Below are 26,595 nucleotides of genomic sequence, written 5' to 3' on the forward strand. Positions count from 1 at the left end.
GCCACGAGGGCGCGCGCGGCCGCGGCCACACGCGCCCTCCCTTCAGCGCCGCAGCGCCTCAGCGCCGCAGCACCTCAGCGTCGCGACCGTAGCGCTTGAGCTCGCCCTCGGCCTGGGCCAGCCGCCGCGCGAGCTCACTGAGCTCCTCGCGATAACGCTCGGCCCGGGCGTCCGCGGCCTTGCCCTCCGCGCCGCAACGCTCGAGCTGCAGCGCGAGCTCCGCCCGCTCCTGACGCAGGCGCGCGTTCGTCGCCTCCAGCTCGGCGCGCTGGCTGCGCCAAGCCTCTGCCTCCCGCTGGTGCAGCCCGGCCCCCTCGATCAGGGTCTCGAGCTGACCGCGATCGGTGATCGCCGGCGGTGTCACGCTCGACGCCGGCGGCACGACCCCCGCTGCCTCGCCTGCCGGCGCCCCCGGCGCCTCGGCGCCGGCGCGCGGCGGCGCGGCAACCAGGCGCAGCTCCGCCTCGGCGACCCGCCCCTGCAGCTCGTCCACGCGCCACTGGTCGTTCTGCCGCAGCGCCTGCAGCTCGGCCACGCGCTGCTGCAGCCGCGTCGCCTCGGCGGCACCCTGCTCGATGTGGTCGACCAGCGCGTCACAGCGCTGCTCGGCGCGCTCGGCGCGACGACGCAGCGGCTCCAGCTCGGCCAGCGCGCCCGCGCGGGCCCGCTCGGCAACGTCGCCGCGCTGCCGCTGCTGCACGAGCTGTCCGCGCAGCTCGGTCATCCGCAGCTGCAGCGCCTCGTGCCGCGCGCGCTCCTCCTCCGCGCGGCGTCGCTCGCGGTCGAGCTCAGGCGCGGCGCCAGCCGAAGCACCCTCGCCCGCCGAGCGCCCCGTCCCGAGCTCCGGCGCCGCGCCGACCGCGAGCGCCCCGCCGCGCTCGCGACGCGGCCCGGCGAGCACCTGCAAGCGCCGCAGCGCCTCGAGCTGCTCGCGCAGATCGTCGCGCTCCTCGTGGACGCGCTGGAGGTCGGCTTGCTGGCGCGCGCCGGCCGCCACGCGCAGCTGCAGCTGCTGCAGCTCACGCTGGTGGGCCTCCGCACGCTGCACCGCCCGATCGCGCTCCTGCCCCGCACGCGCGAGCTGGTCCCTCAACCAGAGCGGCTCGTCCTCCCAGCTCGCGAGGGGAAGCTGCAGGACGGTGTAGGGCAGCGCCTCCAGGGCGCGATCGCTGCAGAGCGCCAGGTAATGTGAGGGCGGCTCGTCTTCGCCGATCAGCGAGCAATCGAGCGCGGCCTCCGGTTCGCCCGCCGGGGAGAAATCCGCCATCGTGCGCCCGAGGAAGGGGATCTCGCCCAAGATCCGTACGTGCTCGAACGACTGCTCGAGGTAATCGAGGAGGTCGCCGTAGCTCAGGCCCGGCGCCGTGCCCACATCAGCGCTGGGGACGACGAAGACGGCGATCCCGCCCGGTCGCAAGACGCGCTGCAACTCGGAGAGCAACGATCCACGCGCGATCCAGCGCTGCAGCTCGGGAACAAGCGCCAGGTCGAAGCTGGCATCGACCTGTCCGGGCGCGGCGCCGTCGCCGCCGACAAAGGAGAGGTTCGCCTCGGGATAGCCCTTCCAGGCCAGCGCCAGCTCCGGCGTCGCCACGTCGACGCCGACCACCTGCGCCGCGACGCGGGCAAGGAAGGCCGTGGCGCGGCCCAGGCCACAGCCAAGCTCCAAGACGCGCCGCTGCGCCACGAGCGCCTCAAGGTACTGGTAGCGCACGAGCCGCTCCGCCCACAGCCTGTCGTCCATCATCGGTTCATCCTCCCCACCGCTTCCAGCGCCCAGCGGCGCAGCAGCCACCTCAGCCCCGTCCGGCGCGGTTCATCGCCGCGCACCGTCGCCGCGCAGCGCCAGCTTCAGCGTAACGACGGTGCCGACGCCGAGCGTGCTTTCCACGCTCAGCTCGCCCCCGATGCGTCGCGCGCGCTCGTGCATGCTGCGTAGCCCATAGTGTCCGACCTTGGGCGCCTCGGCGCCGCTAAAGCCGCAACCATCGTCGCGCACGACCAGCTTCGCCGCGCCAGCGCTGAACTCGAGCAAGACGGAGGCGCTGCGCGCACGCGCGTGTCGCGCCACGTTGGCCAGCGCCTCCTGCACGATACGAAAGAGCGCGAGCTCCGTCTCAGCCTCGAGCTCCGGCTCGACGCCGCGCACCTCGGTCGCCACGGGAAGGTGGTGGCGACTGGCGAAGGTCGCGGCGTAGGCCGCCACTGAGCTGGTCAGCTCGAACTCACGCCGCAGCAGCGACACCGCGCGCCGCAGCTCTTCCATGCCCTCCACCGCGGCCTCGCGCAGCTGGCTCAGCTCCTGCCGAACCTCGCCGGGATCGGTCCGCCCCTCGAGGTACTCCGCCTGCAGGACAATGCCCGAGAGCGCGGCGCCGACGCCGTCGTGGATCTCGCGCGCGATGCCCTTGCGCTGGTGCACCAGCTCACGCTGGCGGCGCTCCCGCTGCAGCCGCAGCACCTCGCTCAGGGCGATCCGTTCGCGCCCCTCGAGATAGACCACGACGTAGACCACCGTGATGTTCAGCGCCGCGTACCACAGCAGCAGCAGCACGTCGACCGGAAGGCGCTGCAGGCCGAGGATCTGATCCGACCAGGCGACGATCGGCAACATCAGCAGCGGCGGAACGATCGCCAGCGGCGACGGAAAGAGGAGCGCGAAGATCATCGTGAACACGACCTGGGTCGCCATCACCGGACTCTTCAGCCCGCCGCTGGCGATCGCCACCCAGACCAGACCCAGCAGGTCGAAGCAGAGTGAGGCAAAGAGCACCGCGCGCGCAGCGCGACGTCCAACCCAGAGATAGCTCAGCGCATGCATGGCGAGCAGCGCCAGATAGCCATAGACAGCGTAGGGCACGGGGATGTGCAGGGCTCGGCGCCAGGCGGGCACGGCGAGCACCAGCAGCAAGACCGCCATCTGCGCCAGACGCGCGTAAAAGAGCGCCTGCGCCCGCAGCTCGAAGCGCTCCTGAAGATGACCGACGGTGGTGGACTCGCGGCCCAGCGCTGGCAGGATCACGCCGCGAGTGTATCAGAGAAGGCCCGATGGGCGGCCGCCGCCGCGATCCCGCGGCGCGGCGCCGCTCGGCGGGAGCGGTGCCACAAGCGGTGCCAAAGGCAAAAGGGGGCCCCTCAGGCCACGCAGGCATCACCGGCGTCGCCGGACGTCCAGAACCGGTCGGCCAGCCCCACCGCCATCCCTGAGGCGCGCGGCTGCGGGCTGGCGACGACGCGGACGACCCGACCCAGGCGGCGCTGACGCTCGCCGCCCTCGGCCTCGAACTCGAGGTCGAGCCGCTCGCCATGGTCGAAGAGCCAGTCGCTGCGCAGGAAGAGGCCACCATCGCTGACATCCGCGGCGTGGAGCACGAAGGAGTCAGTGTAGTCCGGGCCGCGCACGTGGATGCGCACAGGGACATGATAGGGCCGCCGCGTGCTGCTCCGGCGCTCGGTTTCCGTCGTGGGCGTCTCGACCATCGAATGCTTGCCTCCGCTGGGGTGTAGGGCATTGTAGTCAGCGGAGGATCGGGGGCAAGAAACCGGATCACACGCCGGTCTGCCCCGGCAGCGCCCACGCCCGGCGCCACGCGATGACGCGCCGTGCCAGCCGCTGGAGGGCCTTTGCGATGAAGCAGATCAAGCAGACCGAGCAGCTGAAGCAACTGCGCGTCTCGGTGGTCGGCAGGGTACAGGGCGTCTACTTCCGCGCCAGCGCGCGCGACGTCGCTCGGCGCCTGGGGCTCCGGGGCTGGGTACGCAATCGGCCCGACGGTACCGTTGAGCTGCTCGCCGAGGGGACCGAGGACGCGCTCGGCCAGCTCCTCGCCTGGTGTCGCCGCGGGCCACCGGCGGCCGAGGTCGAGCGGGTCGAGGCGCAGTGGGCCGAGGCCAGCGCTGAGGAGGACGCCTTCGCCATCCGGCATTGACCAAGCGCGTCGCCTGTGGCGCCGAGGCACGAAACCGTCGCAGGAGCTACGGGAGCGGCGGGCATTTTGCCTTGACAGACGTACCTCAGCCGACATATCCAACGTCTATTCGACGCGACACTGCCCCGCTCGGCACTCATCACTCGGCACTCGGCACTCGGCACTCGGCACTCGGCACTCGGCACTCGGCACTCGGCACTCGGTACCCATCACTCGGCATTCGGCATTCGGCACCCATCACTCGGCCATTCGTCAGGGTTTAGCTTTAGATTTTTCCGCTGGTCGCGATGAGCGACGGCGGCCGCGCGCTGGAGCTTCGCACCAGCCCGACCCACCTACCGGAGAGAAGATCCATGTCAGCGCCCGATCCCCTTAACCTCACAGAGCTCAAGCGCATGGCCATCAAGGACCTCACCCACCGAGCCCATGAAATGGGCATCGATGGGGCGTCCAACATGCGCCGCCAGGAGCTGATCTTCGCGCTGCTTCAGGCGCAGGCCGACGCCAAGGGCGACATCTACGGCGAGGGGGTGCTGGAGACGCTGCCCGACGGCTTCGGGTTCCTCCGCGCGCCCGACTACAACTACCTGCCGGGCCCCGACGACATCTACGTCTCGCCCTCGCAGATCCGCCGCTTCCAGCTCCGCACCGGCGACACCGTCAGCGGACAGATCCGGCCACCGAAGGACTCGGAGCGCTACTTCGCGCTGCTCAAGGTCGAGGATCTCAACATGGAGCCGCCGGATGCGGCGCGCGACAAGATCCTCTTCGACAACCTGACCCCGCTCTACCCCAACGAGCGCCTCAACCTCGAGCACGATCAGAAGAACCACTCGACCCGCATCATCGACCTGCTGGTGCCGATCGGCAAAGGCCAGCGCTGCCTGATCGTCTCGCCGCCGCGCGCCGGCAAGACCGTGCTGCTGCAGAACATCGCCAACGCGATCACCCATAACCACCCCGAGGTGGTGCTGATCGTGCTGCTGATCGACGAGCGCCCGGAAGAGGTGACCGACATGCAGCGCTCGGTCAAGGGCGAGGTCATCAGCTCGACCTTCGATGAGCCTGCCTCGCGCCACGTCCAGGTCGCCGAGATGGTGATCGAAAAGGCCAAGCGCCTGGTCGAACACCGCAAGGACGTCGTGATCCTGCTCGACTCGATCACCCGCCTGGCGCGCGCCTACAACACGGTCGTGCCGCCCTCCGGAAAGATCCTCTCGGGCGGCGTGGACAGCAATGCGCTGCATAAGCCCAAGCGCTTCTTCGGCGCGGCGCGCAACATCGAGGAGGGCGGTAGCCTGACGATCATCGGCACCGCGCTGGTCGATACCGGATCACGCATGGACGAGGTGATCTTCGAGGAGTTCAAGGGCACGGGCAACAGCGAGATCCATCTCGACCGCAAGCTGATGGAGAAGCGCATCTTCCCCTGCCTCGACATCAACAAGTCGAGCACCCGCAAGGAGGAGCTGCTGCTCCAGCTCTCCGTCCTGCACCGCGTCTGGATCCTCCGTCAGCTGCTCCATCCGCTCAACGTGATCGATTCGATGGAGTTCCTGCTCGACAAGGTTTCCAAGACCCAGACGAACCAAGAGTTCCTCGACTCGATGAGTGGCTAGCCTGGCGCCGTACGTTGGCTTGACGCTGCCGACAGCTCGCGCTATGGGAAGCGCCGCGGAGGAAGCAAACATGAAGCGGGGAATCCACCCGTCCTACCAGCCGGCGAGCATCGAATGCGCGTGCGGCAACCTGGTGCAGACCTACTCGACGCGTGGCTCGTTCCGCATCGAGATCTGCTCGAACTGCCATCCCTTCTACACCGGGAAGCAGAAGCTCGTGGACGCCGCGGGCCGCGTCGAGCGGTTCAACCGCAAGTACGGGCGCGCCAAGGCCGAGCCAGAGGCAGCCGAGCAGTAGCGCGGCCCGCGTGCTCCGGCTCTCCGGCGCACGCCGATCGTCCCGATCGTCGCCGCCCGGTCGTCCATGTTTCGCAAGCTCGAACAGGTCGAGGCTCGTTATGAGGAGCTCGCGTCGCTGCTCTGCGACCCGGAGACACTCGGCCGTCGCGACCAGTATCTGAAGCTCGCCAAGGAGCACGCCGACCTGCGCGAGCTGGTCGAGACCTACCGACAGCTGCGCGCCGTGCAGCAGCGCATCGAGGAGAGCAAGGCCCTGCTCGAGGACCCCGAGCTGCGCGACCTGGCGCGGGTCGAGCTCGAGCAGGACCGCGCCAGCCAGAGCTCGCTCGAGGGTCGACTGACGCTGCTGCTCGCGCCCCGCGATCCCAACGACGACCGCAACGTGATGCTCGAGATCCGCGGCGGAACGGGAGGCGAGGAGGCGTCGCTCTTCGCCGCCGAGCTCTTTCGCATGTACAGCCGCTACGCCGAACGCCGCGGCTGGAAGGCCGAGCCGCTCAGCGCCAGCTACAGCAGCTCGGGCGGCCTCAAAGAGATCATTGTCACAATCACGGGCGACCGGGTCTACAGCCAGCTCAAGTACGAGAGCGGCGTGCATCGCATCCAGCGCGTGCCCGTGACCGAGGCCCAGGGACGGATCCATACCTCGACGGCTACCGTCGCGATGCTGCCGGAGGCCGAGGAGGTCGACGTGCCGATCGTCGACAAGGACCTCCGGATCGACGTCATGCGCTCGGGCGGCGCCGGCGGCCAGCACGTCAACACGACCGACAGCGCCGTGCGCATCACGCACCTTCCGACCAACACCGTCGTGATCTGCCAGGACGAGAAGTCCCAGCACAAGAACAAGGCGCGCGCGATGCGCATCTTGCGCACCCGACTGCTCGAGGCCGAGAGCGCGCGGCAGGCCGCCGAGCGCTCGGAGGCGCGCCGCTCGCAAATCGGCAGCGGCGATCGCTCGGAGAAGATCCGCACCTACAACGCTCCCCAGGATCGCCTCACCGATCACCGCATCGGTCTGACGCGCCACAACCTGCAAGGCGCGCTGGACGGCGACTTCCAGGACGTGATCGACAGCCTGCACGCGCACTTCCAGGCCGAGGCGCTGAAGCGGGGCGCGCGTTAGCGAGCCTCCACGCGCAAGCACGCGGCGCATTGATCGCGGGCGCGGCTCGTGGTACGAGCCCTGCTTCGTAGGATTTGGGTGGAATTTGGGCCAGGTTCGCGGCGGGCCTCGCAGGCTCGGCGGAGGCCCTTCATCTACAGCGGCTCCCCTCCTAGGAGGCTTCAGTGAAGATATTGGTGACCGCCAAGCGAGTTCCGGACCCAGAGCAGAAGGTCAAGATCAAGGATGGCGCACTCGACCTCTCGGGAGCCAACTTCATCGTCAACCCCTTCGACGAGTACGCGGTCGAGGCGGCGCTGCGCCTGACCGAGAAGATCGACGGCGCCACCACGCGTTGCGGCGAGGTGACGGTGCTCGGCATCGGCCCCAAGGACATGAGCCAGCAGCTCCGTAGCTGCCTGGCGATGGGTGCCGACCGCGCGTTGCTGGTCGAGGGCAGCGATGAGGGTCTCGACAGCGAGCAGGTGGCGCGCGTCGTCGCGGCCGTCTTCCAGCGCGAGCAGCCAGACCTGCTGCTCCTCGGCAAGCAGACGGTGGACGGCGAGAGCAATCAGGTGGCCCAGCTCGTCGCGGGCTACCTCGGCCTGCCGCAGGCCTGCTTCGCCTGTACGATCGAGGCCAGCGCCGACGGAAAGAGCGTGACCGTCGGCCGTGAGGTCGATGGCGGCACAGAGACCAAGCGGCTGCCGCTGCCGGCCGTGGTCACGGTGGACCTGCGGATCGTGCTCCCGCAGTCGGTCCGCAACCAGCAGACGCCGGCCGCGCATGCCTATGCCGAGGGGCCGCGCTACGCCTCGCTCAAGGGCATCATGGCCGCCAAGAAGAAGCCCTTCGATCAGCTCGACCTTGCAGCCCTCGGCCTGACGCCGACCCCGCGGGTCAAGCTGCTGATGCTCGAGGCCCCGGCGCAGCGCCAGGCGGGCGTCAAGCTGGAGTCCGTCGACGCTTTGCTCGACAAGCTCCGCAACGAAGCCAAGGTCATCTGATCGCAGCCAAGGTCATCTGATCGCAGCCAAGGTCATCTGATCGCAGCACTGGGCGCAGCGCCCTGCGCGCGCGCCGCGCAAAGGCCCGGATACGCCAGGAGAAGGAACCACCATGCCCAACGTACTCGTCGTCGCCGAAGCGCAGCACGGTGTGCTGCGCTCAGCCTCGCTGAACGCGGTTTCCCTCGGACGCGCGCTGGTCACCGCCAGCTCGGGCGGCACGCTGACGGCGCTCTTGGTCGGCAAGGACCTCGCGGCCGCCGCCGCGGAGCTCGCGCGCTACCCCGTCGACCAGGTGCTCACCGTCGACCACCCGGCGCTGGCAAGCTACCTCGCGGAGAGCTACGCCCCGGTGGTCGCCGCCGTAGCCAAGCAGCTCGGCGCCGAGCACGTCGCCGCGACGGCGACCTCGACCGGCAAGGACCTCCTGCCTCGCGTCGCAGCGCTGCTCGAGGCGGGCATGGCCTCCGAGGTCTCGGCGGTCGTCAGTCCGCGCCGTTTCAAGCGCCCGATGCTCGCCGGTAACGCGATCGGCCTGGTCGAGGTTTCGACCAGCTGCGTGGTCGTCACGGGGCGGCAGACCGAGTGGCCGGCAGCGCAGCCCGCTGCCGCGCCAGCCCCGATCGCGGCCGCACCGGTGCAACCCGGCTCCACCCTCGGCGCGGAGGTCGTGGGGATCGCCGAGCTCGCCCGCGAGCGTCCGGAGCTGACCGAGGCGCGGGTCGTGGTCACCGGCGGCCGAGGCCTCGGTTCCGGCGAGAACTTCAAGCACATCGAGGCCCTCGCCGATGTGCTCGGTGGGGCTGTCGGCGCCACCCGCGCCGCCTGCGACGCCGGTATGGTGCCCAACGATCTCCAGGTCGGACAGACGGGCAAGGTGGTCGCGCCGGAGCTCTATATCGCGATCGGCGTCAGCGGCGCGATCCAGCACCTGGCCGGGATGAAGAGCTCGAGGGTCATCGTCGCGATCAATAAGAACCCGGAGGCGCCGATCTTCCAGGTCGCCGACTACGGGCTGGTGGCCAAGTGGGAGGACACCGTCGACGCGCTGACGGCCAAGCTGCGCGCCCTCGGACCGGCCTGAGCCCGCGCTGGCTGACCGCTCGCCGCTCACCGCCCCCCGCCCCGCTCGGACCCGGCCCCGCCTCGTCACATCCGCCGCTTGCCAGCGCGAAAGGCGGTTCGCTATGCTGCGCCGCACTCGACGCGCGACTCGCGCGCCGCAGGCCGCGTTCGAGCACCGCTCGATGGAGGACGCAATGGCGCAGCGACTGAGGGCTACGGCGGCACTGGGTCTTCTATCGGTCGCCCTGCTGGCCTGCAGCGACGACGCCTTTCCGCCGCCCAATGATGCGGCGATCGATCCCGTCGGCGACAGCCGCGTCGCGGACGCGCGCCGCGACGGCGAGGCGGAGCGCGACGGCGCGGGCTGCAGCCTGACGGTGGTCACGATCAACGGGACGCCCGTGGCCTCGGTCAACCAGATCGGGCCGCAGCTCGACCGTGATGCGGCGCGCAACGGGATCCAGCTCGACGTCGAGGTCCGGGCCTCGGGAGCGCCGACCGGGCGAGCGATCAGCCTCGGCGTCACGGGGCTCGATCCGGCGCCCCAGGCAGACCTCGCCACGGGTAGCCTGGCCTCCTTCTTCGGCGTCACGATCAGCGACGAGGTCAGGCTGCTCGACCTCGCGCCGCGCGCGGCGGGCTGCCGCGGCGAAGTCGTGCGGCTCAACGTCCAGCACCAGCCCCGCTGCCTGATCGCCCAACCGGCAGCCGGCGCGATCCTCACCACCGCCGACGACCGCATCAACCGCGCGCCCGGGACCGGTACCTTCGATGGCACGTTCAACTACGACGTCATCGTCACCACCGAGCACGCGGCCTCCGGCAGCGCCGTGGCCCTCTCCATCGGCTCGGCAGCCCAGCAAAGCGTCGTCACCGACGCTAGCCAAGAGGCACACTTCGGCGTCGTGCTCAGCCCCGGGCGCAACACGCTCCGCGCCACGGTCAGCGCGGGTGGCCTGCTCGGCACCTGCGAGGCCGAGGCCTCGGTGGTGGTCTCGGGCCCAGTCTGTAACATCGTCGGCTTCTCGGGCGGCGCAGTGGCGACCGCGCAGCTCGGCGCCGGTCTGGGCCCGGCCCAGGATCTAAACGGCGACGTCGGTGACGGGGTCCAGACCGCCCTGCGCGTCGAAACCGACAGCACCGCCGGAAGCATCGTGCTGCAAAGCGGTGGCGTCTCGCTCGCCACCCTGACGCCCAGCGACGGTCACGCAAGCTTCCCGCTCGACCTGACCGCCGAGCAGTCGTATTTCTTCCGCGCGATCTGCCGCAACGCCACCAACGGCAACGCCAGCGAGAGCCCGGGGTTCAAGGCCTTCGTCGACCTGACTCCGCCACCCGCGGTCACCGACCTGGCCTGCCGGGTGGCGAGCGGCCGCCGCGGCCTGCTCGACTGCGATTGGACCAGTGTGCAAGACCAGGGCAGCGGCGTCACCAAGTACCTGGTGCGCTATCGACCAAACGGCCCCCTCGACGCCGCCAGCTTCGATGGGCCTAGCACCCTGGCGCTCAGCCCTGACCCCGACGCCGTCCCCATCGGCGAGCAGCAGCGCGTTGGGCTGAGCGGTCTGTCCCTCGGCACGCCCTACGCCGTGGCGGTGAAGGCGATCGACGCCGTCGGTAACGTTTCGCCCCTTTCCAACCTGCCGCCGGCCTCGCTGGTGGATTTCCGTCTGCAGGAGCTCCGCGGCTCGACCGGATCGAAGTTTGGCACCCCGATCGCCGTGGGTGACTTCAACTGCGACGGCTTCACCGACATGGCCGTCGGCCTCTTCGAAGCCACCGTCGACGGGCTGAGCAAGGCCGGCGAGGTGCAGCTCTACTTCAGCAATGGCACCAATTTTCCCGGCACCTTCTCCAAGAGGATCAGCGGCACTCAGGCGAATGGCGGCTTTGGCGTGCTGCTGAGCGCCCTGGACTATGACGGCGACCACTGCAGCGACCTCGCGGTCAAGGCCAGTGGACACGGCGGCGGACGCGGACAGGTCTACCTCTACCGCGGCCGACCCTTCTGGAACTCGGACCGGGCCGACGTCGGCGACGGTATCGGCGCCGAGATCATCTTTCACCTGCCGAGCGCTGCGGCGGCGACGGAGCGGCTGGCGATCGGCCTGGGCGCTGCCGACCTCGATGGCGACGGACGCGACGACCTCGCCATGTCGCATTGGATCACCGACGGGCCGCGCTGGTCGACGGTCGCCCTGGCCTACGGCGAGGCCGACGTGCCGCTGATGGAGGGCAGCCTGGCGCCCCGCCAGCGAGAGCTGCCCGCTGACGCTGATTTGCTGCTCAGCGGCGGGAGCTTCGGCGGCCTCTTCGGCGGACGCATTGTCAGGGGCGGTCGACTGAACGACGATCGCTTCGGCGATCTGCTCATCGCCGCCAGCACCGAGCAGGAGGAAGGCGTGCAGCGCGGCGCGCTCTATGTGCTGCTCGGCGCCGCCCGGGGCACGCCGCCTGAACAGCTCGCGCTGACGGATGCGAACCGCGTGCTGCGGATCGGCGGCAGCGCAGCCGAAGGCAACTCGCTCTTCGGTCGACTGCTCTCTGCGGTCGGCGACGTCGACGGCGACGGCGTCAACGAGTTCGCCGCCAGCGATCCGCTGCTCGGCGGCGGCGCAGGCGCCGTCTACCTCTTCAGCCTCCAACCGAGCGTTCCGACCTCGGTGGCGCAAGCCGAGGCCGTGATCCGCAGCGACCTGGTGCCGGCGGCCAACAACAACTTCGGCATCTGGATGGCGGAGGGCATCGTGCCCGGCCACCCCAACGGCGTCGACCTCAACGGCGACGGGCTCGCCGACCTGCTGGTCGGCATGGTGCGCGAAGGCGCGACCGCGGTGGGCTCCGCCCGGCTCTTCTTCGGCAGCCGCGCGGGCCTCGCGGGCCGGCTCGCGAGCAACGCGGACCGCGTCTTCCGACCGGTCTCGGGCGGCACCACGGGCTTCAGCAACCCAAACACCTTCCTCGGCGACATCAACGGCGACGGCTTTCCGGACCTGGTGATCGGCGAGTGGACCTACGACAGCAATCGGGGCCGCATCTTCGTCTACTATTGAGGGCCCCTAGGAGGCCCACCGCCGCTACTGAGGCGTGCTACCGATGGCGATCCACTCAACGTCGATCAGCGCCGAGCACTATCGGGCTGCCGCCACCCAGGTGTCTCGGCGTCTCGGCGACGAGACCGTCCTGCTCGACCTCGCCGGCAGCGTCTACTACAGCCTGAATGACGTCGGCAGCCTCGTCTGGGAGCAGCTCCAGACCGCGCACACGCTCGCTGAGCTCTGCGAAGTGGTGCAGGCGCGCTTCGACGTCGAGGCGGCCGCCTGTGAGGCCGATCTGCGGCAGCTGCTGAACGAGCTGCTCGAGCGAGGGCTGGTCGAGACGCTCGAGGGCCCGATCCCCTGAGCGCCCACGCAAGGGTCGGGCGCTAGCCCGTGCACCGGATCTTCGGTCTGCTGCGCCTCGACGGCGCCAGCGCCAGCAAGGCCTCGGCCGAGCGCATGGCGGCCGCGCTAGCGCATGGCGTGTGGACGGCGCTGCAGCTCCACCTCGAGGGGCCCCTCGCCCTCGGAGAGGCTCGCCGTCCAGAGCCAGCGAGCGCAGCGGCTCCCCGCGTTTACGGCGAAGCGCACGACCCGACCGACCGAGTGCTGGTCGTCGCAGCCTCGCGTCTGGACAACGCGGAGGCGCTGCGCGCGCGCCTGGGCAGCGACGCTCCGCCGGCCAACCGCCACCACCTGGCGAGCCCCGACCCGGCCCTGCTCGGCGCCGCCTATCGCCGCTGGGGCCCGAGCTTCGCAGCCGAGCTGCTGGGCGACTTCGCCTTTGCCCTCTGGGACCCCGCCCCACGCCGACTCTTGCTGGCGCGCGATCACCTCGGCGTGCAGCCGCTCTACTACTGCCACCTGCCCGGTCAGATCTTCGCCTTCGCCTCCGAGCTCAGCGCGGTGCTGGCACTGGCGGAGGTCGGCCACGCCTTCGATGAGCGGCGGATCGGGGAGCACCTGCTCTTCGACTTCGGTGCTACGTCGAGGACCTTTTATCGCGACATCCGCCGGCTGCCCCCTGCCAGCACGCTCTGCGTCGACGGGTCTCGGCTGCGACCGGCGCGCTATTGGTGCCTGGCCGACGAAGGGGCCGCGCCGTCCGCGCTCTCGGCCGACGATGCGGCCCAGGGCCTGATCGAACGCCTGCGCGTCGCGACGCGCTGCCGCCTGCCAGCGCCTGAGGGTCGCATCGCCTCGCTGCTCAGCGGTGGCCTCGACTCGTCGACCGTGACGCTGCTCCTGCGCGAGGCCCTCGACGCGCGCGGCGACCACGCCGCGCTGCCGACGATCTCGGCGATCTTCGACGCCGTGCCGGCCTGTGACGAGCGCCAGCACATCGCCCAGGTGGTCGCGCACCGCGCTGGACTGCGAAGCCATCTCGTGGGGGTCGACGCCCTTGCGCCCCTGCAGTCGTTCTATCGCGGCGCGCCGGCGCCGCGCGAGCCGATCGCCGCGCCGAACACCTTTATCCTTCGCGCGCTCTACCAGGCGGCCGCCGCGCAGGACGCGGAGGTCATCTTCGAAGGGCTCGATGGCGACCTGACCCTCTCGCACGGGCTGGCCCGCTTCGCTGAGCTGGCGGCAGCGGGCCGCTGGCTGCGCCTCTTCTTCCAGGCGCGCCGCTTCTCGCAGCGCCGCCCGACGCCGCTCTGGCCCCTGCTGTGGGTGCGCGCCCTGCGGCCGTGGCTGCCGCCAGGCCTGCTCGGCGCCGCGCGACGGGTCCGCGGCCGCGGTCGCCCGCCGCTGGCGCTGCTGCGGCGCGACTTCGCGCAACGCGTCGGCCTCGATCACCGCTGGCACGAAGTGCAGGGTGAGCGCCAGGCCGCCGCGCGCTGCGAACGAGCCGCGCACCGACAGGGCGTCGAAGGGGGACTGCTCACCTGGGCGCTCGAGCTCGCGCACACCCTCGGCAGCGCGCAGGGCCTCGTGCCCGCCTTTCCGCTCTGCGATCTGCGCCTGCTTCGCTGGTGCTACGGCCTGCCCTCGGCGCATAAACTCGACGACGGTTGGAGCCGCGTGTCGCTGCGCCGTGCGCTCGCTGACCACGCCCCGGCGGCCGTCGCCTGGCGGCCGGATAAGTCGAATCTCGCCTCCCACTTCTTCCACGCCTTCGATCAGCACGAGGATGCGCCGCTGCGCGCGCTACTCGCGGGCGACGACGAAGGTCTCGGCAGCTATATCAACTTCGACGTTGTGCGAAGCGCCTACCGGCAGTACAAACAAACGCCGGGTTGGGCATGCGCTCGGCCCCTCTGGGCGACCGCGACCCTGTTCAAGTGGCTGCAGTCCCAGCGCGGCGGCGGCTAGAGCGCGACTGCCGATTGAGCGGGACTGCCGATAGCCGATAGCCGATAGCCGATAGCCGATAGCTATCAAGGGGAAAGTGCCCGATGAGCAAGGACCCTCCACTGGACCGTCCGAGCCAAGAGAGGCCGAGCCGAGGCGAGCGGCGTCCCTATCACGCGCCGCGGCTGGTGCGCCACGGCACCGTGCGCGAGCTGACCCAAGCCTCAGACGAGGGACCGGGCGACCTCGGCCAGGGTCCCAGCGGCACCTAGGCCCAGCTTTGCGCAAAGAAGTTGCGGCGGAAGGCCCGCGCGCTCGGGCTCGCGAGGCCACGCGCCCGGCGTTCCCCACCGCGGCGCGCGAGCCGGCGTCCACACGTCCGCGCCACTTCCACCACGCCTACGGCCTACGCATCTGCTCGGAGCTCGCGCTGCCCGAGCTGCCCCGGGCGCGAGCGAACGAGGGCATCGCCGACCTGACGATCGCTTTCGGCTGCGTGCCGGCGCGACCCCCTCCGCTCGCGCACGCCCACGCCGCACCTGGCCTGAAGCGCCTCGTGCTCGGTCCGCAGGACGTGCGCTACCTCGGCGATCCTGTCGGGCGCTTCGCCGTGCGCGATGGGGTCCAGATCACCATCGACCGGGCGCCCGGCGCCACCGAGGACGCCCTGCGCCCCTACCTGCTCAGCCGGCTGCTGGGGATCGCCCTGCTCCAGCGCGGGCATTTAGTGCTCCACGGCAGCGTGGTGGCGCACCAGGGGCGCGCGCTTGGCTTGCTCGGCCCCTCGGGCGCCGGCAAGTCCACCCTGGCCGCCGCCCTGGCCGCGCGCGACTGGGCGGTGCTCGCCGATGAGCATGTCGTCCTCGACCGCACCTCGGCCGGCGCGCCGCAGGTCCTCAGGGCCGGCGGCGCCCTCAAGCTCGACAGCGCGGCGGCCCGCGCCGCCGGACTGCTCGATCCAGCCTCCCCCGCGCAGCAAGGCGAGGAGCGTTACTACCGACTCGCCACGCAACGGCCCCCCGCGCTCGCTGAGGCCGCCCCGCGCCTGCCGATCGTCGGGCTTTGCGTGCTGCAGCGCGGGGCCGCGCTGGGCAGTGGGCGGCTCAGCCCGCGCGCCGCCCTACTCGCCTGCGTGGCCCACGCCTACGGAGCGCCCCTGCTCGCAGCGCTCGGGCTCCAGGCCGATCACTTCACGCGTTGCGCCACCCTGGTCGCCCAGCTGCCGGTGTATGAGCTGACGCGGGGCGATGACCTCGAGCACTTGCCCGCGCTCGCCGACCGCGTGGTGGACCTACTGACGGGCGGCACCAGCCCCTAGCCCGCCGCAGGCGCTGTTGGCGCCGCAGGCGCTGTTGGCGCCGCAGGCGCTGTTGGCGCCGCCCAGGCTTTGTGCTAGCGTCCGCGCCGTTACAGATTTCGGACACGGAGCACTCGCGTGCAAGACGAACGTCGCACCCTGACTCACCTGAAGAAGATCCCCTTGTTCAAGGAGCTCCCGCGCCCCGAGCTTGCTCGCCTGGCGGATGAGGGCAAGGTCTCAGACCACCGCCGGCGTCGCGTGGTCTACATGCCCGGCGATCCAGGCGGATCGGTCTTCGGCATCGTCACCGGTCGCGTGAAGATCTCGCGCGTCACGCCCGACGGCAAGGAGCTGACGCTGGCCTATCGGCTGGCGGGTGAGCTCTTTGGCGAGAACTGCCTCTTCCTCGGCGAGCCGCGTGAGGAGATGGCCGAGACGGCCGATCACACTGTGCTGATCGAGTTCCCGCGGCAGCTCGTCGAGGAGCTGCTCGCCGCTCACGTCGAGCTCGCCCTCGAGATGACGCGCACGCTGCTCGAGCGGCGACGCGCGCTCGAGCGCAAGATCGAGGACCTGATCTTCAAGGACGTCAACGCGAAGCTGGCCGAGCTGCTGCTGTCGCTAGCCAAGCGCTACGGCCTCCCCGAGCCGCGCGGCACGCTGATCTCGGTCAAGGTCACGCACCAGGAGATGGCCAACCTGATCGGGTCGACGCGCGAGACCGTCAGCTTGGCGCTCTCACAGTTCAAGCGCCAGAAGCTGATCCACCTCGAGGCGCGCCGCGTGATTATCGCCGACCGCGAAGCGCTGCAGTCGCTCGTCTGAGCGGCGCGAGGGAAGCGGGCGTTGGCGGCAGGGGCGCTGGTCTGCGCGCTTGGCCGCGCCCTCAGCGCTCGCTGCTCCGCAACCACACGACCTTGGCCACCGGCTTGGGCGCCAGGCGCTGGCCGCGCGCGGCGACCCCGACGAGGGGGATCTCCGCCAACGCGACGACGCTCTCGTTGACGCGCTGGCGCTTCGCGGGCGGGTAGCGGAGCTGCAGCTGGCCCTGCGCCGTCTCCGGCAAGAGGAGATCGATCCGCCCTCCGGCGTCCTTGATCAGCTGGTACTCGCGATCGCGGACGAAGCGCTGGATCCGCACCCGCTTGCCATAGGCGATGCGCTGCGCGTCGCGGTAGATCACGAGGAAGGCGGCCCCCTGCTCCTGGTCGAAGAGCTGGCAGTAGATCACCTTCGCCGGCAGCAGGACCTTCTCTGGTGGCGCCATGATGCGGTAGGAGCCGTCGCTGGAGATCGCAAGGATACGGTCGTACTCGCTGACCGTCAGCTGGTACTCGCTGCCGCGCACCGCCGAGCCGAAGAACGACTCCGCCGGATCGTAGCTGACCTTGACGTTTTGCCGCGCTACGGCCTTCTTGTCGACCGTGTCGAAGGTCGTGATCACCGTGCGCCGCGGATAGCGCGCGCCGTACTTCTCGAGCAGCCCCTCGACGTAGCCGATCGTCGTCTTGATCAGGTTGCGCAGCTTGCCTCGCGCCGCCTTGATGCGCGCCTCGACCTCGCCGATCGTCCGCCGATGCTTCTCGATGTCGAAGGCCGAGATGCGGCGAATCGGCAGCGCCAGCAGCCGCGCGACATCCTCGTCGACCATCGGCCGGATGAAGCGATCGCCGTAGGGAGCCATCCCGCTGTAGGTCTCGCTGCGCAGCAGCGCCTCCGTCTTGGCGCTCTCCAGCCGCTTGTAGACCCGCTGCTCGATGAAGATCTGCTCGAGCGTCAGCCAATGGCGCCGGTCCTCGAGCTGCCCGAGCTCATGCTCCAGCTCCGCCTTCAGCAGCGCCTTGAGCTGCGTGGTCAGCAGGCGCAGCGTCTCGCTCACCGTCAGCTCGACGGGGCGGCGCTCACGAATCATCACCATGTTGGAGTTACAGCTGACCTCGCACTCGCTGTAGGCATAGAGCTGGGGCACGACCTCAGCGGTCGTTACACCGCGCGGCAGCGTGATCTCGATCTCGACCTTTTCAGCGGTGAAGTCGTCGATCGCCGCGATCTTGACCCGGCCCTTCTGCGCCGCGGCCTCGATCGAGGCGATCACGCTCTCGGTGGTTGTGCCATAGGGCACCGCGGTGATCGCCAGCTTCTTGTCGCCCCGCTCCTCGAGGCAGGCCCGCACGCGCACCCGGCCGCGGCCATCGTCGTACTCTGAGGCGTCCATCAGGCCGCCGCCGGGGAAGTCCGGCAGCAGCCTGAAGGGCTCGTCGCGCAGCACCGCGATCTGCGCCCGCCAGAGCTCGCAGAGGTTATGCGGCAAGACGCGGGTCGCCATGCCGACCGCGATGCCCTCGTTGCCCAACAGCAGCGCCACGGGCAACTTCGCCGGCAGCGCCACGGGCTCCTGCTTGCGGCCGTCGTAGCTCGAGACGTAGTCGGTGACGGCCTCGCTGAACATCGTCTCGCGCGCGAGGTCTGTCAGCCGACACTCGATGTATCGCGGCGCCGCGGCGCGGTGGCCCGTCAGCACCGAGCCGAAGTTGCCCTGCTTCTCGATGAAGAGCTCCTTGTTCGCCAGCACGACCAACGCCTCGCCGATCGAGGCGTCGCCATGCGGGTGGAGCTTCATCGTCTCGCCGATGATGTTGGCGACCTTGTGAAAGCGACCGTCGTCGGCCCCCCAGAGCGTGTAGAGCAACCGGCGCTGCACCGGCTTCAGTCCATCGTAGAGCTCGGGGATCGCGCGATCGACGATGACGTAGCTCGCGTACTCGAGGAAATTCTGCCGCATCAGCGGCTCGAGGCTGCTCATGGCGATTGCTTCCGGCCTAGGGCGCGCTGATCAGGTTCTCGACGATGAACTGCCGCCGCTCCGGGGTGTTCTTGCCCATGAAGAAGTCGAGCGTCTTGCTGACCTCGCTCAGGCTCTTGACCGTCACGGCGACGAGGCGCGCGTCGGCGCCGATGAAGGCGTTGAACTCCTGCGGCCCGATCTCGCCCAACCCCTTGAAGCGCGTGACCTCCGCGCCGCGCAGCTGCTCGAGCGCGGCGTCGCGCTCCGCCTCGCTGTAGCAGTAGATCGTCTGCTGCTTGTTGCGCACGCGGAAGAGCGGGGTCTCGAGGATACAGACGTGGCCCTTGGTGACGAGCTCCTCGAAGTAGCGCAGGAAGTAGGTCAGCAGCAGATTGCGGATGTGCATGCCGTCGACGTCGGCGTCGGTGGCAATCACGACGCGCGCGTAGCGCAGCCCGTCGAGACCGTCCTCGAGGCCCAGCGCCTGCATGATGTTGTAGAGTTCCTCGTTGCGATAGACGGCGTCGCGCTCGAGGCCATGGCAGTTGAGCGGCTTGCCCTTGAGGCAGAAGATCGCCTGCGTCTGCACGTCACGCGCCTGGACCATCGCGCCCCCCGCCGAGTCGCCCTCGGTGAGGAAGATCATCGTCTCTTCGCGGCGCGCCTGCTTCGAATCGTTGAAGTGCTGCTTGCAGTCGATCAGCTTCGGGATGCGGATCGCGACCCGCTTGGCCCGCTCCCGCGCCTCCTTCTTGATCGACGCCAGCTCCTTGCGAATACGTTCGTTCGAGCGCACCTTGTCGAGCAGCGCGTCGGCGGCCTCCTTATGCTTGTGCAACCAGACGGTCAGCTCGTGCTTGACCGTCTGCATCACCCACGGGCGCACGTCGGTCGATCCGAGCTTGTTCTTGGTCTGGCTCTCGAAGACGGGATCTTGCACGCGCACGGCGATCGTACCGACCAGCCCGTCACGCACGTCCTCCCCGGCGAAATTACGCTTTGAGAACTCGTTGATCGCCTTCAGCACGCCCTCGCGGAAGGCGCTCTGGTGCGTGCCGCCGTCGTTGGTGTACTGCCCGTTGACGAAGCTGAAGTAGGTCTCGCCGTAGGTCTGGGTGTGGGTCAGCGCGAACTCCACGCGCTCCTGGCGACAGTGGACGACCTCGTAGAGCGCCGGCTCGTCGCCCAGCTCGGCGACCAGCAGGTCGGCCAGCCCGTTCTTGCTGCGAAAGGTGCGACCGTTGTAGCTCAGGCTGAGGCCGCTGTTGAGGTAGGCGTAGTAGTCGAGCCGCTGCTCGATGTACTCGTCCTGCCAGCCATAGCGCCGGAAGATCTCGAGATCCGGAATGAAGCGCACCTGCGTGCCGCTCGGCTGGGCCGCGTCGCGCCCTTCCTCCTCCTCGACCAGGCGCCCGCGGCGAAAGAGCGCCCGCTTGAAGCGCCCGTCGCGCCAGCTCTGGACCTCGAACTCCTCGGAGAGGGCGTTGACGGCCTTGGTGCCCACGCCGTTGAGCCCGACGGAGAACTGGAAGACGTCGTCGTTGAACTTGCCGCCCGTGTTGATCTGGCTCACGCACTCGACGAGCTTGCCGAGCGGAATACCGCGCCCGAAGTCGCGCACGGTGGTCGCGCGGCCGTCGCGCGCGATCTGGACCCGCTTGCCGTGGCCCATGATGAACTCGTCGATCGCGTTGTCGACCACCTCCTTGAGCATCACGTAGATGCCGTCCTGCGCGTGACTGCCATCGCCGACACGGCCGATGTACATGCCCGTACGCAGGCGGATGTGCTCGAGCGCGTCGAGGGTCTGGATCGCGCTCTCGTCGTAGCGCGCGGCGGGTTTCGGACTCATGCGGTTGCGTTTCTGCCACATCGATCGATCGGGAGCAACCGCGCCCCGCCGCCACCGGCGTCGACCCGGCCGAGCACCCCGCCGGGGGAAGGTCGGCGCTCGGACACGGGCTGCACCGGTCACGCAAGCTCGGGCTTGCCTCGCGCGGCCCGGTGCTGGCAGGCTGAGCCCCGCAGCGAGGACCGATGCCACCAGCGGCCGAAAGCCCCCTACCCCCGACCGAGCGCCTCGCCCTCGCGCTGACACGGCTGGCCAACGAGCCGGCGCTCAGCAAGTGGCTCCAGTCGCTCTACCTCCGCCACCTGACCTGGCGCACGGTCCACGCGCTGATGGCGCGGCGCGTCTTCATCGATGGTCTGGCCACCGTGCGGGCGCTGGCCCCGGAGCGGGGGGTGATCGTCGCCTCCAACCACCGCACCTTCTTCGACCTCTGGGTCTCGATGCTGCCGATCTTCGCCCACGGCGACGGGTGGCTGCGGCGGGCGTACTTCCCGGTGCGCAGCGGGTTCTTCTACGATTCACCGCTCGGCTTGCTGGTCAATCTCGCCGTGGGCGGCGGCAGCATGTACCCGCCGGTGTTTCGTGAGCGCGGCCGCGCGGCCCTCAATCAGGACGCGGTGCAGCGCCTGGAGCGCGCGCTCGCGCGACCTGGCACCGTGGTCGGCATGCACCCCGAAGGCAGGCGGAATATTGGGGACGACCCCTACGCGCTCCTCCCCGCCCAGCCGGGCATCGGACAGCTCTTGCTGCGCGCCCGCCCCTTGCTGCTGCCGGTCTTCGTCAATGGCCTGACCAACCGGTTTTGGGCCGAGCTGGGCCGCTCGCTGGCGCCGCCCGCACAGCGCCGGCGGCAGCCCGTGATCGTCGTCGTCGGCAGTCCCCTCGACCTGAGTCGCTTCGACGGTGAGCGGCCGCGGGCCACGGTCTACAAGCGCATCGCCGACTTCGTGATGGAGGCGGTCGGCCGCTGCGGCGCGCGCGAGCGCGAGCTGCGCGCGAGGCTCGCCCGCGGCGACGCTGCCGCCGGCGAATGGCTGGTTTGAGGCGCCGACGACGATGTCACGGATGCTGCACGTCAGTCCCGACGACTTCCTGCTCGACACCGTCCGGCTGGGGCGCTTGGTCTACGACAGCGGCTTTCGCCCACGCCATGCGATCTCGGTTTGGCGCGGCGGCACACCCGTCGGCCTCGGGATCGACGCGTTCTTTCGCTCACGCGGGGTGTTCATGCACCACAGCACGATCACCACCGCCTCCTACCGCGGGATCGGCGACCAGGGCGAGGTCTTGGTCAAGAACCTCGAGCCCCTCGCGCAGGTGGTCTGCCCCGAGGACGACCTGCTGATCATCGACGACGTCTACGAATCCGGCCGGACGATCGAGCGGATCGTCGCCCTGCTCCGTCAGCTCGCGCGCGCCAACACGCCGCGTGAGATCCGCGTCGCCACCGTCCACCGCAAGCCGGGCCTGGCGCAGTACCGTGAGCTCCCGGTGCTGGCGCTCCACGAGGTCGACGACGGCGCCTGGCTCGACTATCCGCACGAGCTGGTCGACCTCGTCAGCGACGCTGATCCTGAGGATCGACGCATCGCCAACAAGAGCGCGGCGATTTGGGAGGCGCTGCGCCAGCCTCCCGCGGCGCCCGAGCGGCTCGCCCCCTGCGAGCAGGGCTACCGCTACGTCAACCCGCGCGAGCTGCTGCTGGACGCGATTCGCCTCGGCGTCAAGGTGGCTCACGACCCGAGCTGGCGGCCGACCTTCATCCTCGCGCTCTGGCCGGGTGGCGCGCTGGCCGGGCTGCCGGTGCACGAGGTCTACAAGTACCAGCTCCGCAAGAGCGGCAGCACCGAGCCGACCCCCGATCACATCAGCATCGACACCTGGCCAGCGCGCAGCAGCGTCGACGCGGTGATCGCCGACTTGGGCTACCTCGAACAGCGCGTCAATCGCCGCGATAATCTCTTGATCGTCGACACGACCTTCCGAGCCGGTCGGCTGGTCAATGCGTTGGTGCTGCGCCTCAAGGAGGTCCTGCGGCGCAACCTCGACGACGAGCGCATCCGCGTCGCCTGCATCTACTACCATCCGGACGACCGCTCGACCTGGACGGTCCGCCCGCAAATCACCGCGCCGCACTACTTCATCAAGGAGGTGAGCCAGGAGGTCGTCACCGCGGCCAGTCTGCATAAGCTCCCTGATGCTCGCCGTGACCTCCAGCGCCTCAACCCGGCGCTGGCCGAGGTCCTCTACGGCGCCTGAGGGCGCGGGCCCCAGGCCCGACGCGCGCCTCCGATCTTCGGGCGCGCAGCATTCCGGGCTTGACTCTTGGCGTGGGACAGGTCAGCTTGCGAGGCGGCGGCACGGTTGCACGGGTGCTTGCCAAGAGCCGAAGGCGCCCCGGCGGCGCTCGGCTACAGGGCTCCAGCAAGTATAGGGCTCCAGCAAGTATAGGGCTCCAGCAAGCCGCTCAGCCGCTCAGCCGCTCAGCCGCTCAGCCGCTCAGCCGCTCAGCCGGTCGGCCCAGCTCGAGCGCCCCTGGCAGCAGGGCGCGGGCGGGCTGTTGTAGCCGCGATGGGCCCTGACGATTGTTTTCTCTGGCTCGCGACGAGAGGCCGACGAGACCGACGAGGCCGACGGGACCGACGAGGCCGACGGGACCGCCCGGCCTAGCCCTTGGTATCATCGGCAGCGGGCACCGTCGGGGCCGGCCGCGGGCGATCGTCGACGGCGAGGACCGGCCGCGCGAACGTTGGCTAACAAGCAAGATGGCGCGGTGAGTGCGCCGCGCGAACGACACCCTCTCGGACGACCATCGCGGACGAGCGGTGACGTATCGCCGAGTCCACGTTACTCCGTCCGGCCCACGACAGCCGGACAAGCAACAGGCCGTGTAACAAGCAGCCGGCCGTGTAACAAGCAGCCGGCCGTGTAACAAGCAGGGTGGAGACAAGATGGATCCTAGTGCCGGAAGTAACGGGCGTCATCAGCGTCGGCGCGGTGGTCAGGGCCAGGGAGCCGCGGCCCCCGCCGAGGGGCGGGGCGGCGGCGGCAACAACACCAAGCGGCGCCGCAAGCGCCGGCGCTTCGGTGGCTCGGGCGAAGGACTGAGCCGCTTCGACGCGCCTGCGCTGGAGCCGCTGCGCGATAGCAGCAGCGTCCTCGGCACCCGGGTACCGCAGAAGCGCGAGCGCCAGCAGGAGGAGGGCCCACCCGACGCCTTCTCGCTCTTCTGCTGCTATCACCTCGGCGTCACGCCCGAGGATGGCTACCAAAAGCCGAGCCTCGGCGAGACCGCCCGGCGCTTCGGCATGACGCCGGAGGAGATCAAGCAGCTCATGTCGCAATACGAGATCGATCCCGAGTCGCTGGCTCGGTCGAAGTTCGATCTCGAGGGCGCGCGGCTCGACATCCGGGTCGCGCCCGAGGGCATCAGCCGACTCGAGATCGCGCGTGAGCACTTCGGCTACTACCAAGAGGCGATCGGCCAATCGGCGCGCTAGGGCTGCGCCACCTCGCGCAGCAGGACCGTCGCGTAGGAGCCCGCTGGTAGCGTGAAGCCGAGGCGCAGCGCGCCTGCCGCGATCAGCTCAGCGGTGGGTTCACCGACCTCGACCGTCAGCGGGCGCCGGCCGCCTCGGGCGAGGCGTCCCCACAGCGCGAAGTCCTCCGGTTCGACCCCATGCGGCGCCAGCACCCCGTCCTCCCAGCGCCGCCCAGCGCTGCCCGCCGGGCCGCGCGCCATCCTTGGGCCGCAAATCGGACCGGTCGTCGTCAACTCGGCCGCATCGAGCCGAGCCTGGTCGGCGACCGCGTCGTCGCTGATGAAGGTCGCACGCCCGCCCGAGCGCTGCAGCACGTCGCCGTCGAGCACGCGGTGCAGCAGCCCGTCTCGCAGGCGCGCCGCCAACACCTCGTTGAAGAGCTGCGATTGCAGCGCGGAGATCAGCAGCCGGCGCCGGCGCTTGTCGCGATGCGGCCGTCGCCCCTGCTGCAGCGCCTCGCGGGCGAGCTCGGCGTTATCGCCGCTCGCGCCGAAGCGCTGCGGCCCGTAGTAGTTGGGCAGCCCCAGGCGCGCGAGGCGCGCCAGCACGCACTCGGCCCGCAGAGCCGCCTCGTCACCCACGCCGCGCAGGACGATCTGGAAGCGGTTGCCCCGCAGATGGCCGGTGCGCAGCTTATGAGCGTGCCGCTCCGCCTGCAGCACCGCCAGGCCCGGCAGGCGCAGCGCTAAGAGCGCCGCCGGATCGGCGCCGCTGAAGGAGATCCACTGCCGCGTCACCGCGTGGCGATCCTTCAGCCCCGCGTAGCCCGCCTGCGCTGGATCGAGCCCGAGCGCCGCGCTGATCAGCTCGATCGCGCGCCAGGTCGTCAGCTCGCGCTTCTCCAGCCAAACGAAGACGTGATCGCCGCTGCCCGCGGCCGCGTAGGCCGGTAGCTCCTCGACGCAGAAGTCCTCGGGGTCGATCGGCGCCCCGCCGGTACCGGCAAGATCAGCGCAGAGGCGCGGTGTCTCGGCGAAGGAAAGCAGTGCCATGGACTAGCGCCCGCACGGGCAACGCGCGCGCCTGCGGCCCGCCTGACGACCCTTGCGCACCGCGGCGACGCTCAGCGCCCGCCGCCGTCGCCGACCATCTTCAGGTAGCTGCGCGCGCTCTTGTTGTTGGGATCGATCTCCGCGGCCTTCCGCCACTCCGCCAGCGCCTCATCCTGGCGCCCGGCGGCGTAGAGCGTCAGCCCGAGCTGCAAGCGTCCGGGTAGGTAGCCCGGGTTGGTCTCGAGCACGTCGCGGTACTCCGTGATCGCCTCCTCCGCCTGCCCCATATCGCGCAAGGTGTTGGCCAGGCGGGTGCGCAAATCGACGAAGCTCGGGCAGAGCGCCAGCGCCTCGCGATACTCGTGCAGCGCCTCCTGATGCAGACCGACGCCATGATACGCATCCGCCAAATCGGCGTGCATGTTGGCGATCTTGCCCTTGGCAAAGGCGTCGAGCGAACGCGGCTCACGCTTCGTCCGCGCCATCGCCTCGCCGTAGACCCGCTTGGCGTCGCCGTAGCGGCCGAGCTCGTTGTAGGTCACCGCGAGGTTGAGCGCGGCCTCGGTGTAGGCCGGATTGATATCGAGGGCCTGCTCGAAGGCGTCGGCCGCGTGCTTATAACGGCCCTGCTCGTGATAAATGATGCCGAGCATGTTGTGGACGTCGGCAAAGCCGCGGTTCTCCCGCAGCACCTGCCCCAGCGCCTGCTCGGCCTTGGTGTGTTCGCCGCTCTCGTAGAGCTCGCGTGCCTGCTTCAGATGCTTGATTCTGTCTTCCATCGTCGACTCTTTAGTTCTCATCGATTCGCTCGAGGAATAACTTGGCCTTCGCACTATTGACGTCGCCCGGGTGCTCCCTGATCAGCGCGAGGAAGGTCTCGCGCGCGCGCATGCGCTGCTGCAGCTTGAGGTAGGTCTGGCCCAGGAGCAGGCGCACCGAGGTCTCCACCCCCAACGCCGGATACTGGCGCAGGACGGCCTCCAGTCGCAAGATCGCGGCCTTCGGCTTGTCGTTGTCGAGGTAGAAGCGCGCCACGTACAACTCGTGTTCGACGAGGCTGTGCAGGCATCTACGATAGAGTTCACGCCCCTTCGCCGCATACTTCGTCTCGCCGTAGTCGCGGAGAAAGGATGCCAGCTCGCGGACTGCGCCGCGGGTGGCAGCCTGGTCCTTCTCATAGCTCGGCGGGACGATGAACCAATCGCTGGGGATCTGCTTCACGTAGGCCAGGGCGACACGATAGGCGGCGTAGCCGCCGCGCGTCTCGGGATGATTGGGATGGAGGCCGAGGAAGATCTTATAGGCGTCGATCGCCGCCGTGTAGCTTTCCTGGGCGAACAAGACGTCGGCCAAGCGCAGCTCGGCCAGCGTCGCGAAGCGCGAGAAGGGGTACTTGGCCTTGACGAACTCGAAGGAGCGCGTCGCCTCGGCGTAGTCCTCATCCTCCAGCGCCGCGACGCCCTGACGGTAGCTCGCCGCCGCGTTCTTCGCGTAGGAGAGCGGCTGACGCTGGGCGCTCGAACCTGCGCAGCCAAGGCCGAGCAGCGCCAGCAGCAGCGCCTGGCGTGGGAGCGCGCCAGACCAGCGCCAGCGCGGCCTCGGGCGATCGAGCGTGGAGGGGCAGCCGTCGTGCAGCATCAGCGCCATTTCCTGAGCGCCCTCCTCGGCCCCAGCCAGTTCCCCGGCCGCTGTCGCTTGAACGACCGCTGTCGCTTCAACGACCACTGTCACCCCATGGCGGCCACTGCCACCGCAAGGGCCGTCGGGTC

Annotated in this window: 23 protein-coding genes; 15 read left to right on the forward strand and 8 right to left on the reverse strand. The window is 69.8% G+C overall.

Going from position 1 to position 26,595, the window contains the following annotated elements:
* Positions 1–58: 58 nt before the first annotated feature.
* The 3 genes from IPL40_09665 to IPL40_09675 form a co-directional block, all read right to left on the reverse strand.
* The gene (locus IPL40_09665) at positions 59–1,747 is read right to left on the reverse strand and encodes a methyltransferase domain-containing protein (GenBank protein ID MBK8481425.1); all 1,689 of its coding nucleotides are present in this window, start codon (positions 1,745–1,747) and stop codon (positions 59–61) included.
* A gap of 69 nt (positions 1,748–1,816) precedes the next feature.
* On the reverse strand, positions 1,817–3,022 hold the full coding sequence (locus IPL40_09670) for a sensor histidine kinase (protein ID MBK8481426.1): 1,206 nt from the start codon (positions 3,020–3,022) through the stop codon (positions 1,817–1,819).
* Positions 3,023–3,135: 113 nt separating this feature from the next.
* Positions 3,136–3,480: a PilZ domain-containing protein gene (locus tag IPL40_09675; GenBank protein ID MBK8481427.1), complete on the reverse strand. Its 345-nt coding sequence runs from the start codon at positions 3,478–3,480 to the stop codon at positions 3,136–3,138.
* Positions 3,481–3,629: 149 nt separating this feature from the next.
* Between IPL40_09675 and IPL40_09680 the strand changes: the two genes are divergently transcribed.
* From IPL40_09680 to IPL40_09735, 12 genes are all read left to right on the forward strand, one after another.
* Positions 3,630–3,929 carry an acylphosphatase gene (locus IPL40_09680; GenBank protein ID MBK8481428.1) on the forward strand — a complete coding sequence of 100 codons (300 nt, stop codon included), beginning with the start codon at positions 3,630–3,632 and terminating at the stop codon, positions 3,927–3,929.
* Positions 3,930–4,282: 353 nt separating this feature from the next.
* Positions 4,283–5,548: a transcription termination factor Rho gene (gene rho, locus IPL40_09685; protein ID MBK8481429.1), complete on the forward strand. Its 1,266-nt coding sequence runs from the start codon at positions 4,283–4,285 to the stop codon at positions 5,546–5,548.
* 70 nt (positions 5,549–5,618) lie between these two features.
* Positions 5,619–5,846 carry a 50S ribosomal protein L31 gene (rpmE, locus tag IPL40_09690; protein MBK8481430.1) on the forward strand — a complete coding sequence of 76 codons (228 nt, stop codon included), beginning with the start codon at positions 5,619–5,621 and terminating at the stop codon, positions 5,844–5,846.
* A gap of 66 nt (positions 5,847–5,912) precedes the next feature.
* Positions 5,913–6,974 (forward strand): peptide chain release factor 1, encoded by a 1,062-nt coding sequence (gene prfA / locus IPL40_09695; GenBank protein MBK8481431.1) that lies wholly within the window; start codon positions 5,913–5,915, stop codon positions 6,972–6,974.
* A 164-nt stretch (positions 6,975–7,138) separates the two neighbouring features.
* On the forward strand, positions 7,139–7,960 hold the full coding sequence (locus tag IPL40_09700) for an electron transfer flavoprotein subunit beta/FixA family protein (protein MBK8481432.1): 822 nt from the start codon (positions 7,139–7,141) through the stop codon (positions 7,958–7,960).
* A gap of 112 nt (positions 7,961–8,072) precedes the next feature.
* Entirely contained in the window at positions 8,073–9,044 is a 972-nt protein-coding gene (locus IPL40_09705) for an electron transfer flavoprotein subunit alpha/FixB family protein (GenBank protein MBK8481433.1), read from the forward strand.
* 175 nt (positions 9,045–9,219) lie between these two features.
* On the forward strand, positions 9,220–12,078 hold the full coding sequence (locus IPL40_09710; GenBank protein MBK8481434.1) for an FG-GAP repeat protein: 2,859 nt from the start codon (positions 9,220–9,222) through the stop codon (positions 12,076–12,078).
* Between the two features lie 43 nt (positions 12,079–12,121).
* Complete coding sequence (locus tag IPL40_09715) at positions 12,122–12,427, forward strand: PqqD family protein (GenBank protein MBK8481435.1); 306 nt, start codon at positions 12,122–12,124, stop codon at positions 12,425–12,427.
* A gap of 29 nt (positions 12,428–12,456) precedes the next feature.
* Positions 12,457–14,376 carry a hypothetical protein gene (locus tag IPL40_09720; GenBank protein MBK8481436.1) on the forward strand — a complete coding sequence of 640 codons (1,920 nt, stop codon included), beginning with the start codon at positions 12,457–12,459 and terminating at the stop codon, positions 14,374–14,376.
* 83 nt (positions 14,377–14,459) lie between these two features.
* On the forward strand, positions 14,460–14,627 hold the full coding sequence (locus tag IPL40_09725) for a lasso RiPP family leader peptide-containing protein (protein ID MBK8481437.1): 168 nt from the start codon (positions 14,460–14,462) through the stop codon (positions 14,625–14,627).
* Between the two features lie 8 nt (positions 14,628–14,635).
* Positions 14,636–15,673 (forward strand): hypothetical protein, encoded by a 1,038-nt coding sequence (locus tag IPL40_09730; GenBank protein MBK8481438.1) that lies wholly within the window; start codon positions 14,636–14,638, stop codon positions 15,671–15,673.
* A gap of 117 nt (positions 15,674–15,790) precedes the next feature.
* Positions 15,791–16,480 (forward strand): Crp/Fnr family transcriptional regulator, encoded by a 690-nt coding sequence (locus IPL40_09735; GenBank protein ID MBK8481439.1) that lies wholly within the window; start codon positions 15,791–15,793, stop codon positions 16,478–16,480.
* A gap of 61 nt (positions 16,481–16,541) precedes the next feature.
* On the opposite strand, the gene IPL40_09740 is transcribed toward IPL40_09735, so the two are convergent.
* Both IPL40_09740 and IPL40_09745 read right to left on the reverse strand, forming a co-directional pair.
* Positions 16,542–18,458, reverse strand: a complete 1,917-nt coding sequence (locus IPL40_09740; protein ID MBK8481440.1) for a DNA topoisomerase IV subunit A — start codon at positions 18,456–18,458, stop codon at positions 16,542–16,544.
* A gap of 16 nt (positions 18,459–18,474) precedes the next feature.
* A complete protein-coding gene (locus IPL40_09745) occupies positions 18,475–20,292 on the reverse strand; it encodes a type IIA DNA topoisomerase subunit B (GenBank protein MBK8481441.1) in 1,818 nt (605 codons plus the stop codon).
* 185 nt (positions 20,293–20,477) lie between these two features.
* Between IPL40_09745 and IPL40_09750 the strand changes: the two genes are divergently transcribed.
* The 3 genes from IPL40_09750 to IPL40_09760 all read left to right on the forward strand — a co-directional run bounded on the left by IPL40_09750 (position 20,478) and on the right by IPL40_09760 (position 23,792).
* Positions 20,478–21,335: a 1-acyl-sn-glycerol-3-phosphate acyltransferase gene (locus IPL40_09750; GenBank protein ID MBK8481442.1), complete on the forward strand. Its 858-nt coding sequence runs from the start codon at positions 20,478–20,480 to the stop codon at positions 21,333–21,335.
* A 13-nt stretch (positions 21,336–21,348) separates the two neighbouring features.
* On the forward strand, positions 21,349–22,551 hold the full coding sequence (locus tag IPL40_09755) for a hypothetical protein (protein MBK8481443.1): 1,203 nt from the start codon (positions 21,349–21,351) through the stop codon (positions 22,549–22,551).
* A 692-nt stretch (positions 22,552–23,243) separates the two neighbouring features.
* On the forward strand, positions 23,244–23,792 hold the full coding sequence (locus IPL40_09760) for a hypothetical protein (GenBank protein ID MBK8481444.1): 549 nt from the start codon (positions 23,244–23,246) through the stop codon (positions 23,790–23,792).
* Here the strand turns inward: IPL40_09760 and IPL40_09765 are convergent.
* The 3 genes from IPL40_09765 to bamD all read right to left on the reverse strand — a co-directional run bounded on the left by IPL40_09765 (position 23,789) and on the right by bamD (position 26,473).
* On the reverse strand, positions 23,789–24,826 hold the full coding sequence (locus tag IPL40_09765; GenBank protein ID MBK8481445.1) for a tRNA pseudouridine(13) synthase TruD: 1,038 nt from the start codon (positions 24,824–24,826) through the stop codon (positions 23,789–23,791). The genes IPL40_09760 and IPL40_09765 overlap by 4 nt on opposite strands.
* Positions 24,827–24,897: 71 nt before the next feature.
* Positions 24,898–25,605: a tetratricopeptide repeat protein gene (locus IPL40_09770; protein ID MBK8481446.1), complete on the reverse strand. Its 708-nt coding sequence runs from the start codon at positions 25,603–25,605 to the stop codon at positions 24,898–24,900.
* A 10-nt stretch (positions 25,606–25,615) separates the two neighbouring features.
* Complete coding sequence (gene bamD, locus IPL40_09775; GenBank protein ID MBK8481447.1) at positions 25,616–26,473, reverse strand: outer membrane protein assembly factor BamD; 858 nt, start codon at positions 26,471–26,473, stop codon at positions 25,616–25,618.
* Between the last annotated feature and the right edge of the window lie 122 nt (positions 26,474–26,595).

The organism is Pseudomonadota bacterium, assembly GCA_016711215.1.
Taxonomy (GTDB): Bacteria; Myxococcota_A; Polyangia.

Bases quoted from the DNA above. Each gene is read 5' to 3' on its own strand.
- IPL40_09665 (MBK8481425.1), bottom strand. From the start codon at position 1,747: ATGATGGACGACAGGCTGTGGGCGGAGCGGCTCGTGCGCTACCAGTAC.
- IPL40_09675 (MBK8481427.1), bottom strand. From the start codon at position 3,480: ATGGTCGAGACGCCCACGACGGAAACCGAGCGCCGGAGCAGCACGCGG.
- IPL40_09680 (MBK8481428.1), top strand. From the start codon at position 3,630: ATGAAGCAGATCAAGCAGACCGAGCAGCTGAAGCAACTGCGCGTCTCG.
- rho (MBK8481429.1), top strand. From the start codon at position 4,283: ATGTCAGCGCCCGATCCCCTTAACCTCACAGAGCTCAAGCGCATGGCC.
- rpmE (MBK8481430.1), top strand. From the start codon at position 5,619: ATGAAGCGGGGAATCCACCCGTCCTACCAGCCGGCGAGCATCGAATGC.
- prfA (MBK8481431.1), top strand. From the start codon at position 5,913: ATGTTTCGCAAGCTCGAACAGGTCGAGGCTCGTTATGAGGAGCTCGCG.
- IPL40_09705 (MBK8481433.1), top strand. From the start codon at position 8,073: ATGCCCAACGTACTCGTCGTCGCCGAAGCGCAGCACGGTGTGCTGCGC.
- IPL40_09710 (MBK8481434.1), top strand. From the start codon at position 9,220: ATGGCGCAGCGACTGAGGGCTACGGCGGCACTGGGTCTTCTATCGGTC.
- IPL40_09715 (MBK8481435.1), top strand. From the start codon at position 12,122: ATGGCGATCCACTCAACGTCGATCAGCGCCGAGCACTATCGGGCTGCC.
- IPL40_09725 (MBK8481437.1), top strand. From the start codon at position 14,460: ATGAGCAAGGACCCTCCACTGGACCGTCCGAGCCAAGAGAGGCCGAGC.
- IPL40_09740 (MBK8481440.1), bottom strand. From the start codon at position 18,458: ATGAGCAGCCTCGAGCCGCTGATGCGGCAGAATTTCCTCGAGTACGCG.
- IPL40_09745 (MBK8481441.1), bottom strand. From the start codon at position 20,292: ATGAGTCCGAAACCCGCCGCGCGCTACGACGAGAGCGCGATCCAGACC.
- IPL40_09750 (MBK8481442.1), top strand. From the start codon at position 20,478: ATGCCACCAGCGGCCGAAAGCCCCCTACCCCCGACCGAGCGCCTCGCC.
- IPL40_09755 (MBK8481443.1), top strand. From the start codon at position 21,349: ATGTCACGGATGCTGCACGTCAGTCCCGACGACTTCCTGCTCGACACC.
- IPL40_09760 (MBK8481444.1), top strand. From the start codon at position 23,244: ATGGATCCTAGTGCCGGAAGTAACGGGCGTCATCAGCGTCGGCGCGGT.
- IPL40_09765 (MBK8481445.1), bottom strand. From the start codon at position 24,826: ATGGCACTGCTTTCCTTCGCCGAGACACCGCGCCTCTGCGCTGATCTT.
- IPL40_09770 (MBK8481446.1), bottom strand. From the start codon at position 25,605: ATGGAAGACAGAATCAAGCATCTGAAGCAGGCACGCGAGCTCTACGAG.
- bamD (MBK8481447.1), bottom strand. From the start codon at position 26,473: ATGGCGCTGATGCTGCACGACGGCTGCCCCTCCACGCTCGATCGCCCG.